The 12,437-nt window shown below is 69.2% G+C and carries 10 protein-coding genes and 1 pseudogene; 4 read left to right on the top strand and 7 right to left on the bottom strand.

Annotated elements, in window-relative coordinates:
* Window positions 1-31: 31 nt before the first annotated feature.
* From VL129_RS04940 to VL129_RS04950, 3 genes are all read right to left on the bottom strand, one after another.
* On the bottom strand, window positions 32-1,780 hold the full coding sequence (locus VL129_RS04940) for a potassium/proton antiporter (RefSeq protein WP_027591663.1): 1,749 nt from the start codon (window positions 1,778-1,780) through the stop codon (window positions 32-34).
* Window positions 1,781-1,894: 114 nt separating this feature from the next.
* Window positions 1,895-2,941, bottom strand: a complete 1,047-nt coding sequence (locus tag VL129_RS04945) for an NAD(P)H-dependent flavin oxidoreductase (RefSeq protein WP_325410685.1) — start codon at window positions 2,939-2,941, stop codon at window positions 1,895-1,897.
* Complete coding sequence (locus tag VL129_RS04950; RefSeq protein ID WP_052199658.1) at window positions 2,938-4,140, bottom strand: YbfB/YjiJ family MFS transporter; 1,203 nt, start codon at window positions 4,138-4,140, stop codon at window positions 2,938-2,940. Before VL129_RS04950 ends, VL129_RS04945 begins: the two co-directional genes overlap by 4 nt.
* A 106-nt stretch (window positions 4,141-4,246) precedes the next feature.
* Here VL129_RS04950 and VL129_RS04955 point away from each other — a divergent pair, with 106 nt between their 5' ends.
* Window positions 4,247-5,119, top strand: a complete 873-nt coding sequence (locus VL129_RS04955) for a LysR substrate-binding domain-containing protein (RefSeq protein WP_325410688.1) — start codon at window positions 4,247-4,249, stop codon at window positions 5,117-5,119.
* A 187-nt stretch (window positions 5,120-5,306) separates the two neighbouring features.
* Here VL129_RS04955 and VL129_RS17125 read toward each other — a convergent pair whose 3' ends face one another.
* Together VL129_RS17125 and VL129_RS17130 are read right to left on the bottom strand one after the other, a co-directional pair.
* A complete protein-coding gene (locus tag VL129_RS17125) occupies window positions 5,307-6,179 on the bottom strand; it encodes a methyl-accepting chemotaxis protein (RefSeq protein ID WP_414705136.1) in 873 nt (290 codons plus the stop codon).
* Window positions 6,180-7,376 (bottom strand): annotated as a pseudogene (locus VL129_RS17130) (nitrate- and nitrite sensing domain-containing protein); the annotation flags it as partial.
* A 107-nt stretch (window positions 7,377-7,483) separates the two neighbouring features.
* Here VL129_RS17130 and VL129_RS04965 point away from each other — a divergent pair.
* Both VL129_RS04965 and VL129_RS04970 read left to right on the top strand, forming a co-directional pair.
* A complete protein-coding gene (locus VL129_RS04965; RefSeq protein WP_325410692.1) occupies window positions 7,484-8,323 on the top strand; it encodes a 23S rRNA (adenine(2030)-N(6))-methyltransferase RlmJ in 840 nt (279 codons plus the stop codon).
* A complete protein-coding gene (locus VL129_RS04970; protein ID WP_325410694.1) occupies window positions 8,310-9,182 on the top strand; it encodes an HDOD domain-containing protein in 873 nt (290 codons plus the stop codon). The genes VL129_RS04965 and VL129_RS04970 overlap by 14 nt, the downstream gene beginning before the upstream one ends.
* Here the strand turns inward: VL129_RS04970 and msrA are convergent.
* Together msrA and waaA are read right to left on the bottom strand one after the other, a co-directional pair.
* Window positions 9,179-9,805, bottom strand: coding sequence for a peptide-methionine (S)-S-oxide reductase MsrA (gene msrA, locus VL129_RS04975; RefSeq protein WP_414705134.1), 627 nt, complete (start codon window positions 9,803-9,805; stop codon window positions 9,179-9,181). The two genes, VL129_RS04970 and msrA, sit on opposite strands and share 4 nt — an antisense overlap.
* Window positions 9,806-9,909: 104 nt before the next feature.
* Complete coding sequence (waaA, locus tag VL129_RS04980) at window positions 9,910-11,184, bottom strand: lipid IV(A) 3-deoxy-D-manno-octulosonic acid transferase (RefSeq protein ID WP_325410698.1); 1,275 nt, start codon at window positions 11,182-11,184, stop codon at window positions 9,910-9,912.
* A gap of 101 nt (window positions 11,185-11,285) precedes the next feature.
* Here waaA and VL129_RS04985 point away from each other — a divergent pair, with 101 nt between their 5' ends.
* On the top strand, window positions 11,286-12,413 hold the full coding sequence (locus tag VL129_RS04985; protein ID WP_325410700.1) for a glycosyltransferase WbsX family protein: 1,128 nt from the start codon (window positions 11,286-11,288) through the stop codon (window positions 12,411-12,413).
* Window positions 12,414-12,437 lie beyond the last annotated feature (24 nt).

A 12,437-nucleotide genomic window follows, 5' to 3' on the forward strand; every position in this document is an offset into this window, starting at 1 on the left:
GGGCCGGCGCGCAATGCGCGCCGGCCTCTGGCTAGAAGGACGGCCCCGGCGGCAGGGATTTGCTGCCCTCGGGGAATTTCAGACCGATCTTGCGGATGCGCGGACCGTCCATCTTGGCGACGGTCCAGGTCAGGCCGTTCCATTCGACCTGATCGCCTACCACGGGTTCGCTGCCCAGGCGCCGGGCGATGAACTGTCCGAGCGGCATGTCGCCGGCCTCTTCACCCAGGTTCAGCCCGTACACGGCGGCGACCGCGCCCAGCTCGGCCGAGCCTTCGAGGATGAAGTCGCCGAAGAAGTGCAGGTCCTGGCCGCGCTTGGGCGGTTGGCTGAACAGATTGCCGAGGGTGGGCAGGTCTTCTTCCTGGCCGATCACGCAGAGGATGTCACCCACCTGCAGCGTGGTGCTGCCGCTGGGGTGCAGCAACTGCTGGCCACGGAACAGCGCCGCGATGCGGGTGCCGGCAGGCATGTTCAGCGCGCGCAGCGGCGCGCCGATGTACCACTTCTTCTCGCCCAGGCGATAGACGAACAGTTCCCAGGGGCTGGTGGGGTGTACTTCCAGGCCGGTACGGGAAATCGGCGACGGCGACGGCGGCACTTCCACCCGCGCCTTGCGGGCCGCCCACGGCAGGGTGCTGCCCTGCAGCAGCAACGACACCAGCACGATGAAGAAGGCCACATTGAAGAACAGCTGGGCATTTTCCAGCCCGGCCATCAGCGGGAACACCGCGAGAATGACCGGGACCGCGCCGCGCAGGCCGATCCAGGAGATGAAGCTGCGCTCACGCAGGTTGAAGCCCTTGAACGGCAGCAGGCCGATGAACACCGACAGCGGCCGGGCAAAGAAGATCATCCACAGCGACAGCGCCAGGGCCGGTACGGCGATGGGCAGCAGCTCGCTGGGCGTCAGCAGCAGGCCGAGCACCAGGAACATGCCGATCTGGCTTAGCCAGGCCAGGCCGTCGAACATGTGCAGGATGCCGTGGCGGTTGCGGATCGGCCGGTTGCCCAGCAGCAGGCCGCAGACGTACACGGCGAGGATGCCGCTGCCACCGATGGCGCTGGCGATGGCGTAGATCATGATGCCGCCGCTCACCGCCAGCAGCGGGTACAGGCCGCTGGCGATCTCGATGCGGTTGATCAGCTGCAGCAGCAGCCAGCCGCCGGCCAGGCCCAGCACGATGCCCAGGCCGAACTGCTGGATCAGGCTGACCAGGAAGCCGAGGCCGAAATCGGCTTCACCGGTGGCGATCATGGCGATCAGCGACACGGTGAGGAACATCGCCATCGGGTCGTTGCTGCCCGATTCGATTTCCAGGGTGGAGCCGACCCGCTCGTTCAGCCCCTTGCCGTTGAGCAGGTTGAACACCACCGCGGCGTCGGTGGAGCCGACGATAGCGCCGATCAGCAGGCCTTCCAGCAGGGTCAGGTTGAACAGCCAGGCGGCGGCGATGCCGGTCAGGCCGGCGGTGATCATCACCCCGACGGTGGCCAGCGACATGGCTGGCCACAACGCCACGCGGAAGGTGGCGGCGCGGGTGCGGATGCCGCCGTCCAGCAGGATCACCGCCAGCGCCAGGTTGCTGACCAGGTACGCCAGTGAGTAATCGTTGAAGACGATGCCGCCGATGCCGTCGACGCCGGCCAGCATGCCCACGGCCAGGAAGATGACCAGCACCGGGATGCCGATGCGGGTGGAGAACGAGCTCACCAGGATGCTGCTGGCCACCAGAAGCGCGCCAATGAAGAACAGGCCGTTGATGCTGCTGGCGTCCAAAGGCGTCGCTCCTTCTCGTCTGACTGTGTCGGGTTTCGAAGAGCGACGCTATGTCAATAAGCCCTCGAATATCAAGCGCTTAATGCAATTTGAGGGCCATGACGAAAATGCGCCTCAGCGGTCGAGTCCGCCCGCCAGCCGCTGTGTCAGTTCGGCCGCCGGCAACCCCTGCGTGTTGCCGACATGCTGACCGGCCCACAGCGGCGAACAGGCGTCGGATCCCTGGCGCTCCGCCGCGGCGCGCAGCGGGCCGATCGCATTGCCGGCCAGCGGGAACGGGGCAATGCCCTCGGGGCGCGGGCCCAGGGCCTGGATGAGACGGTTGACGATGCCGCGCGCCGGCCGGCCGCTGAACAGCGTGGTCAGCTCGGTGTAACGGGCCGCCGGACTGCCCAAGGCGGCCCGGTGCAGGGCGCTGGTACCGGCTTCCGGGCAGGACAGGTAGGCGGTACCCACCTGCACACCGGCGGCACCCAGGGCCAGGGCGGCGCGCACGCCGCGCGCATCGGCGATGCCGCCGGCGGCGATCACCGGCACGTCCAGGGCATCCACCAGTTGCGGCACCAGCGCGAAGATGCCGAGCTGACGACCCAGGTCCGCGGACAGGAAGTGGCCGCGATGGCCACCGGCTTCCAGGCCTTGGGCGATCACCGCGTCGACGCCGTGCGCCTGCAGCCACAGGCCTTCCTCCACCGTGGTGGCGCTGGACAGGATGCGCGCCCCGCTGGCCTTGACGCGATCGAGCAACTCGGGCGCCGGCAGGCCGAAGTGGAAGCTGACCACCGCCGGCCGATGGCGCTCGACGATGTCGGCCATCGCCGCGCTGAACGGCTGGCGTCCCGGGCCGTCGGGAATGCTCGCCGGATCGACGCCGAACTCGGCGTAGAAGGGCGCCAGCAGTGTGCGCCAGTGCTGCTCGCGCGCAGCGTCCGGGGCCGGTGGCGTGTGGGCGAAGAAGTTCACGTTATAGGGCTGATCGGTGAGCGCCCGGAGCTTGCCCAGCTCGGCATCCAGCGCCTCGGGGGCAAGCAGCGCCGCCGGCAGCGCGCCGAGGCCGCCGGCCTGGCAGACGGCGGCGGCCAGGCGGTGGTCCTGGGAGCCGGCCATGGGGGCCTGGAGGATCGGCAGTCGGCAGCCGAGCAGGGAAGTCAGGGCGTTCATCGTTGCAAAGCTCCTTGCGAGCGAAGGGTGGAAGGACCCGGCACCGCCCACATCCAGCCCAGCGACCAGATGAAGGCGCCCAGGCCCAGGGCAAAACTCTGCACCAGGGTGCCGCCGGCCTGCAGCCACAGCTCGGCCAGCCACGGGCCAGAGAGCTGCGCGCCGCCGTACAGGGCAATCAGCGCGGCCGACAGGCGCGGTCCCTGATGGGGCTGCAGGCTGCGCGCCAGGCGCTGGGTGAGCAGCACACTGCCGATGAAACCGCCGCCCACCAGCGCCGCGCAGAGCAGCACGCCGGTGGCGTTCGGCAGCAGCAGCGGCGCCGCGCAGCCGATGCCCTGCAGCACGTAGGTGCCGAACAGCGCGCCGCGATCGCCCAGGTGCGCGCCCAGGTAGTTCCAGGTCGGCACGGAGAGCAGGCAGGCGAAGGCGGTCCACAGCCAGACCTGGCCGATCAGCGGATCGCCCACCGGCAGCAACTGGTTGGCCAGCGTGGGCAAAAAGGTCATCGGCAGGATGTAGCCCAGCCCGGCGCCGGCGTAGGCCATGAACAGCGGCGTGCTGGCGCGGTCGAACAGCCGCCTCGACGGCGGGGTGGCATCGCCGCGCGGCGCGGCCGGCGGGATGTGCAGGCGCAGCAGCAACAGGCAGCTGAGCAGTGCCAGCGGCACCGCCAGTGCGGCCATCGGCCACCAGCGCGCCGCACCGCGCAGCCACTCGGCGGGCGCTTCGGCCAGCCAACTGGTGAGCAGCAGGCCGGCGGCGAAACCCAGGTACACCAGCCCGCTCAGGGTGGCGCGGCCACGTTGCGCCAGCCATTCCAGCACCAGCGCCGGGGCGAGCACGAACACCAGGCCGTTGCTGATGCCGTTGGCCAGGCGCAGCAGCAGCAGGCCGAACACGTCCTCGCAGGCGCCCTGCGCCAGGGTGATGGCGGCGTTGCCGAGCAGTGCCAGCGGCAGCGCAATGCGCAGGCGCTGTGGCGCGGCCAGCAGCAACGCGAGCAGCGCGCCGAGCAGGTAGCCGATGTAGTTCCAGGTGGCCAGCCGCGCGCCCTGTTCCAGGCTCAGCAGGCCATCGGCGAGCAGGTGGGGCAGCAGCGGGGTGTAGGCGAAACGGCCCAGGGCATGGACAACGACCAGGGCGGCGCTGCCGGCGAACAGGGCGAGGAAAATCTGGCGGGGAGAAGCGGCTGGCATGTTCTTGTACTTCCTTGGGGCAACCACGGCCATCACCTTAGCCGTTGCCCAAGGCGGATCGTTAGTGAAAAATCCTGAGCCTTGCTTTCACTCCGGATGAAACCCCTTGGCTACCTGGGAACGCCTCAACCCCTATCTGCTGCGGCACTTTCTGGCCATCAGTCGTGCCGGCTCGCTGAGCGGCGCGGCCAAAAGCCTGCATTGCGTGCCGTCCAACGTCTCGGCCCGCCTGCGCCAGCTGGAGGAGCAACTCGGCGTCAGCCTGTTCCGCCGCCAGGCCCAGCGCCTGAGCCTGACGCCGGCCGGTGAGCGCCTGCTGCCGCACGCCGAGCAGCTGGAACAGCTGTGCCGGCAGGTGTGGAGCTGCGTGCACGAGGATCCCTGGAGTGGCGAGCTGCGCCTGGGCTCCATGGAAACCACCGCCGCCGTGCGCCTGCCGGAAGTGCTGGCCGCCTTCCACCGCGAGGCGCCGCGGGTCAGCCTCAGCCTGCTGACCGGGGCCAGCCGGCAACTGATCGACGAGGTACTGGCCGGACGCCTGGACGCCGCGCTGATCGGCGGGCCCTACAGCCATCCGCACCTGCTCGGCGAAGAGGTCTGGCGCGAGGAGCTGGTGCTGGTGCTGCCGGCCCGGGCCCGTCTGGACACGCTGGCGCAGGCGCCGGTGACCCTGCTCGGCTTTCCCAGCGGCTGCCACTATCGCGAGCGGCTGGAGCGCTGGAGCGAGCGGCAGTCGCTGCAGATCGCCGCGCGGCAGAGCTACGGCTCGATCGACGCGATCCTCGGCGGCATCGCCGCCGGCATGGGCATCGGCCTGTTGCCGCGCAGCCTGTTGCAGAGCCATGCGCGCGGCCAACTGGTGGCCTGGCAGCCGATCGATGCGGAACTGGCGGCGGCGCCGACCCTGCTGGTGCGCCGCCGTGACGCTGCTCCCCATCCGGCCCTGGAGAGGCTGCGCGAGCTGCTGCACGGGCGCTAGGCCTGCACGGACCTGTAGGAGCGAATTCATTCGCGAGCTTTTGGCTGGCGCCCGCCACCGAAACAGCTCGCGGACAAGTCCGCTCCCACAGAAGCGGCGCCTGACTTGTGGGAGCGGCTTCAGCCGCGAGCTTCTGGGTTCGGCTTGCAGGGCAACATAGAATCTCCCACCAAAGCGGCTGCGGTGCCTAGGCGCTGCCGACCTGGAACTGACCGACCAGACGCGTCAGGTGTTCCATCTGGTCGCGGATCTCGCTGGCCGCGCCGACCGTCTGCCGGGCGGCACGGGTGCTTTGTCCGGCGACCTCGGCGATGGTGTCGATGTTGCGCTGCATGTCGGTGGTAACGCTGGCCTGTTCCTCGGCGGCGGTGGCGATCTGCCGGGTCATGTGGCTGATGGTGCTCACCGCCGCCGCGATGCGTTCCAGCGCGGCATTGGCTTCGCGGGTGCGCTCGACGCTCTGCCCGGCCTCGCGGTGGCTGACCGACATGCCGCCGACCGCCTGGCGGGCCTGCTCCTGCAGATGAACGATCATGCTGCGGATCTCCCCGGTGGACGTGCTGGCCCGCAGCGCCAGGTCGCGCACCTCGCCGGCGACCACGGCGAAGCCGCGGCCCTGCTCGCCGGCCCGGGCCGCCTCGATGGCCGCGTTGAGCGCCAGCAGGTTGGTCTGCTCGGCAATCTCGTTGATCACGTCCAGCACCCGGCCGATGTCGTCGCTGTCGTTCTGCAGGGCGCGGATGACGCCGGCGGAGGTTTCGATCTCCGCGGCCAGCAGGCTGATGCCCTCGGCCATCTGTACCACCACCGCCCGGCCGCTGTCCGCCTCGCTGTGCCCGTCGCGGGCGGCCTGGGCGGTCTCGGCGGTGTTGATGGCGACTTCCTGGACCACCGCGACGATCTGCGTCATGGCGGTGGCCAGCTGGGTGAGCGACTCGCGCTGCTGGCTGACGCCGCGTTCGGTTTGCGTGGCGGCGGCGGCGACCTGGCCGGCACCGAGGCTGACCTCCTGAGTGGCGTCGCGCACCGCGCGGATCAGCTCGCTGAAGCGCGCCAGCATGGCGTTGTAGGCACGCCCCAGCAGCGCCAGTTCGTCGCGGCCGCGCTCGTCGAGCCGCAGGCTCAGGTCGTTGCTGTGTTCGGCCTGCTGGATCAGGCTCACCGCCTGGTGCAGGCGCCGGGCGACCATGCGCACCAGCACGGACAGCACCAGGGTCAGCACCACCACGCCGGCCAGCAGCACCAGGGAGAACCACAGGTTGTAGCGGGTCTCGGCGGCGGCGGAGTCGGTGTCGGCCGCCGCGCTGCGGCTGATCGCCAGGCCCAGGGCCAGCAAACTGTCGATGCCGGCGGTCGATACCGTCAGCCATTGCTGGTCGTCGAGTCCGTAGGCGCCACTGTCGACACCGGCGTACACCCGTTCGCGCGCCGCGCCGAAGCGCTCGACGAACTCGCTCTGCACCTGCGCCCAGGCGCTGTCGATGCCCCTGTCGGCGCCCTGGCGCAGCACGGGCAGGCCGACGTCGTGCAGGTAGGCCAGCTGCCGATCGACGATGCTGCGAAAGCCGAGCAGTTCCTGGCGAATGCCGGCGGGCAGGGGTTGCCCGCTGGTGATCGCCATGGCCAGCTGGGCGCGTTCGCGACCGGCGTATTCGGAGGCGAGCCAGACCGCCTGCTTGAGCTGGGTGTTCTTGAACGCGGCGCTTTGCAATGGGGTGCTCGGCAGGAAGGGCGTGTCGCGCAGCTGGGCTGTGCTGTCGATCAGCGCGGTCATCGCCGCCACCCATTCGGCCGGCGGGATGGCCAGGTTGCCCGGGCCGCTGCGCTCGACCCGCTGGCGCGCCTCCAGCGCCGTGCTCCAGGCCGCGCGCACCTGCTCCAGGCTGGTGCGTAGCGAGCCGTCCGGAGCCTCGTCGACCGCCAGTTCATCGCCCAGCGCCAGGGCCGCTTCGAGGGCCGCATCGCCCTGGGCGCGCAGCCCCGGCAGGCGCTCGAGCAGGGCGGGATCGCTGCCGCCCTCGGCGTAGCGGCTGAGCAGCGCGGCGCCCAGGCCGCGTTCGCGGGCCTGCTCGGCGGCGGCGGCCAGCAGGTGGTCGGCCATCTGGTTGGCAGTGCCATAGGTGGCAGCCATGCGCGAGGCCGGCTGGTTGACGAAGGCCAGTTGCCAGAGGATGACCAGGATCAGCAGCGTGGAAATCAGCATGACCGGCACGGAGAGGGTCAGGCGCAGGGGCAGGAATCGCAGCAGTGCGAGCATTGGATGTCTCCCTTCTTCTTGTTGTTATGCGCGACGCTGAGGCAGCTCCGGATGCGCCGGGCGCGGCGGCGGCCTGTTAAACTGCGCCACCGCAGGAGTCCCGACCCATGAACTACCGTCACGCCTTCCACGCCGGCAACCATGCCGATGTGTTCAAACATGTCACCCTGACGCGGCTGATTGCCTTGATCGCACGCAAGGACACGCCGTTTGCCTATGTGGATAGCCATGCCGGCGTGGGCCTCTACGACCTGCGCGGCGACCAGGCCAGCCGCACCGGCGAATGGCTGGAAGGCATCGACCGCCTGTGGCTGGCCGAGGATTCACCGGCGCTGCTGGACGACTATCTCGGCGTGCTGCGGGCCATGAATCCCTCCGGCGAGCTGCGCCATTACCCCGGTTCGCCCGAGCTGGCGCGGGTGCTCAGCCGCGAGCAGGACCGCCTGCACCTCAACGAGAAGCATCCCGAGGACGGCGAGCTGCTCAAGGACAACATGCGCGGCGATCGCCGCGTCGCCGTGCACCGTGGCGAAGGCTGGCACGTGCCGCGTGCCTTGTTGCCGACCCGCGAGAAGCGCGTGCTGCTGCTGATCGACCCGCCCTTCGAGCAGCCCGACGAGCTGGAACGCTGTGTGCAGGCCCTCGACGAGGCCCATGGGCGCATGCGCCAGGCTGTCGTGGCGATCTGGTACCCGATCAAGGACCGCCGCCAGCTCAAGCGGTTCTACCAGCGCCTGGAGAAGAGCGCCGCGCCCAAGCTGCTGCGCGCCGAGCTGTACGTGCACAGCCCAGACGACGCCGAGCGCCTGACCGGCTCGGGGCTGGTGATCAGCAACGCGCCCTGGGGCCTGGAGGACGAACTGCGCGAGCTGCTGCCCTGGCTGGCGCAGACCCTGGCGCAGAGCCAGGGTGGCTGGCTTCTGGATTGGTTGATTGCCGAACGGTAAGGACGAGATGACAAGCGACTATTCGATCTATCGGGAACTGGTGGCCGCGATGATGCGCGGCGAGGAAACCCTGCCCAGCCTGCCGCAGCTCACCTTGCAGATCCGCGCGGCGTTGGCCCGTCCGGATACCAGCCAGACCGAGCTGGAGCACCTGATCAGCCGGGATCCCGGGTTGGCTGCGCTGCTGGTCAAGCATGCCGGTGGGGCGCTGTACCGACGCGCCCGGCCGGCCAAGACCCTGCGCGAGGCCATTGACCTGCTCGGCCTGCGCCAGGTGGGCAGCATCACCCTGGCGCACAGCCTGAAGAGCCTGTGCGCTCCGCGCAGCGCGGCCTACAAGCTGTTGTACCTGGATGCCTGGCGCAACCAGGTACTCAAGGCCAGCACCTGCGCGGTGCTGGCCCGCGAGCTGGGCGGCGTGGTGCCCGAGCAGGCGCTGCTGGCCAGCCTGCTCAGCGGCGTGGGCAGCCTGGTGCTGCTGTCGGCGTTCATGGAAGACCGCGAGCCGGTCAGCCTGGAGCATTACCGCGCGCTCTGCGAGGAGTACGCTCAGAAGCTGGGCGTACTGCTGCTCAAGCGCTGGGATCTGGAACCGGCGTATATCGATGTGGTGCGCCAGGCGGGTGACTGGCAACTGGATGCCGGGCCGCGCCTGCAGGCCATCGATCTGGTGAACCTGGCGCTGTATCACGCCACGCTGCAACGCGAGCCGAACCGGTCACTGCCGCCGCTGAGCGAGCTGCCGGCCTGGCGCAAGCTGCCCAGCCCGGAAAACCAGCTGGACGACCGGGGCCGGCTGGCGCTGATCGACCAGCAGCGCGAGCAGATCCAGAGTCTGGCGCGCAGCTTCGGCGGCTAGGGCAGGCACACCCCGGTGCCGCGCAGCCCGCAATACCCATAGGGATTGCGCTCCAGATACTGCTGGTGTTCGGGCTCGGCGTAGTAGAACGCCGGTGCCTCGATGATCTCGCTGCTGACCGGCCCGTAGCCGGCTCCGGTCAGCGCCTTGGCATAGGCGTCGCGGCTGGCCAGCGCGGCCTCCAGCTGCGCGGGGCCGTGGCAGTGGATTACCGAGCGGTACTGGGTGCCGATGTCGTTGCCCTGGCGCATGCCCTGGGTCGGGTCGTGGGATTCCCAGAACAGGCGCAGCAGGCTGTCGTAGTCGATTCGCTGCGGGTCGAACACCACCAGCACCACTTCCGCATGGCCGGTCAGCCCGCTGCACACTTCCTCGTAGGTGGGATTGGGCGTCAGGCCGCCGGCATAGCCCACCGCGGTGCTCCACACGCCGGGCTGCTGCCAGAAGCGCCGCTCGGCGCCCCAGAAACAGCCCATGCCGAATACCGCCTGCTGCAGATAGTCCGGGAACGGACCGCGCAGGGGATTGCCCAGCACCCGATGGCGTTCCGGCACCGGCATGGGCGTGGTGCGACCGGGCAGAGCCTGTTCGGGGGTGGGCATGGAGAGGGAGTGGGCTGGCATGGCGCGGTACCTCATGAACTCTGTGATAGACAACCTAAGCCGGCTGGCGCGGAGAGTGAACCCGGCACCCTACGCCACTTCGGGGGAGGCGCGGTCGCCGCCGATCAGCGCTTGCCGAGCCGCTGATCCAGTCCGGCCAGCAACCGCTCCAGGGCCCCCTGGTTGGCCCTTAGTACGCCAAGCCCGCCATCACGCATGGCCTGGGCCTGCTCGGGCTGCTCCAGCAGCGTGCCGACCGCCAGCGCCAGGCCGGCGGCATCGCTGACTTCGCGCAGCGCCCCGGCATCGCACAACTGCTGGGAGATCTCCAGGAAATTGAACAGGTGCGGGCCGCTCAGCACCGGCTTGCCCAGCGCCGCCGGCTCCAGCAGGTTGTGACCGCCGTTGGCCACCAGGCTGCCGCCGACGAACGCCACATCGGCCAGCGCATAGAGAAACAGCAGCTCGCCCATGGTGTCGCCGAGCAGCAGGTTGTGCTCGGCGGTCACCGATTCGTTGCCCGAGCGCCGGCAGGTGGCGAAACCCTGCTTGCGGCACAGCTCGAAGACATCCGCGAAGCGCTCCGGATGGCGCGGCACCAGGATCAGCAGCGCGTCGGGATGGCGTTCCAGCAGCTTGCGATGGGCGATCAGGATCACCTCGTCCTCGCCGCCGTGGGTGCTGGCGGCAATCCACACCGGCCGTTCGCTGGCGGCCCACTGGGCACGCTGCGCGGCGGCGCGTTCCACCAGGGCCGGGTCGATGCGCAGGTCGAACTTGATCGAACCGGTGACGCTTACCCGCTCCGCGCGGGCACCCAGTCGGCGGAAGCGCTCGGCCTCCGTCTCGGTCTGCACCGCCAGCCAGTCCAGTTCGGCGAGCATCGGCGCGGTCAGCTTCCTGAAGCGTGCATAACCGCGCGCCGAGCGCTCGGACAGCCGCGCGTTGGCCAGCACCACGGGGATGCCGCGCCTGGCGCACTGGTGGATGTGGTTGGGCCACAGCTCGGTTTCCATCACCACCGCCAGTTTCGGTTGCAGGCGATCAAGGAAACGCGCCGCCGCCCAGGGCAGGTCGTAGGGCAGGTAGCAGTGCTGCACCTGGTCGCCGAACAGCGCGCGGATGCGCTCCGAGCCGGTCGGCGTCATGCAGGTCACGGTGATCGGCAGCCCGGGATGGCGGGCCATCAGCGCGCGGATCATCGGCGCGGCGGCGATGCTCTCGCCGACGGAAACGGCATGCACCCAGATGCCGCCGGGACGGAAGGCCGGCAGGCCGAGGGAGAAGCGCTCGCCGGTGCGCCGGGCATAGGCCGGCGCCTTGCGCGCGCGCAGCAGCAGGCGGATGGCCACCAGCGGCAGGCCGAGATGAAGCAGCAGGGTATAGAGGAGTCGGTTCATGGCGCGCAGCTTAACAAAGCGCACCGCTGGGGCGTGAGAGGGGCACCGGCGCCGCACGTGCCTGTCCATACCGGCACAGGAAACTGGGAGCCCCGCACGCCATGCCAGACACGCCGCTCAGCCTCGCCTACTACCTGCCGCAGTTTCATGTCATTCCGGAAAATGACGCCTGGTGGGGCGCCGGATTCACCGAATGGCGCCACTTGAAGAATGCTCGAACCCATTACCGCTGGCAGCGCATCCGTAGGCCGGTTCCGCCCCTTGGGGAATACAGCCTGCTGAGCGGCGATGCCATCGAGCTGCAGTACCGTATCGCCAGCGCGCATGGCATCAGCGGCTTCCTGATCTGGGATTACTGGTTCGGCGATGGAAAGCGACTGCTGGAAACGCCCGCGCAACTGATGCTCGATCTGGACCTGAAGGTGCGCTACTGCTTCGCATGGGCGAACCATGACTGGCTGGACAAGAGCAACGGACGCCTGTTGCAGGCTCAGCATTACCTGGGGCGCAACGACTACCGGCGCTACTTCTACGCGAACCTGTCGCATTTCCAGCGTGAGAATTACATCCGGGTCGACGGGCGCCCGGTGCTGGCCATTTTCAAGCCCGCCGACATTCCAGATCTGCCGGTGCTGGTGGAAACCCTTCAGGAGCTGGCGATCCGCGAAGGCTTCGCGGGCCTCTACCTGCTGGCCGACCACACCGCACCCGACCGTCCCTACACCCGCTGGTTCGACCGCCATTACGACTCCTCGGCCTTCCTGCAACGCGAATGCCTGCATGGTCCCCTCGACCGGGTGCGCAGTCATCTGGCGCGGCGCTGGCGCCGGCACTGGCTGGGGCCGGTGAACTACGACTACCTGAAGATGATCGATGCCCTGGATAAGCCGCATCCCCGGCAGTTGCCCATCCTGTTGACCGGCTGGGATACCACACCTCGCCATAAGCAGCGTGGCGTAGTGTCACGCAACTTCGACGTGGCGGGGCTGCGCCAGCACCTGCAACGCATCGGGCAACGGCTCGCGGATCAGTCCGGGCCGCCGATGCTGATCATCAAATCCTGGAACGAGTGGGCCGAGGGCAACCTGCTGGAGCCGGACGACCAGTTCGGCTTCCAGTTGCTGGAGGCCTACCGGGACTGGCTGGCCGCCGGGTTCGAGTCGGCAGCGGCTGAAGACCGGTGTGGGGCCGGGTTGATCCCGGCCGGGGGTGTTTCGACCGACTCTTAAAGGGCGGCCGGCGTAAAGCCGGCC

The sequence above is a fragment of the Pseudomonas sp. genome (genome assembly GCF_035497915.1).
In the GTDB taxonomy this organism is placed as follows: Bacteria; Pseudomonadota; Gammaproteobacteria; order Pseudomonadales; family Pseudomonadaceae; genus Serpens.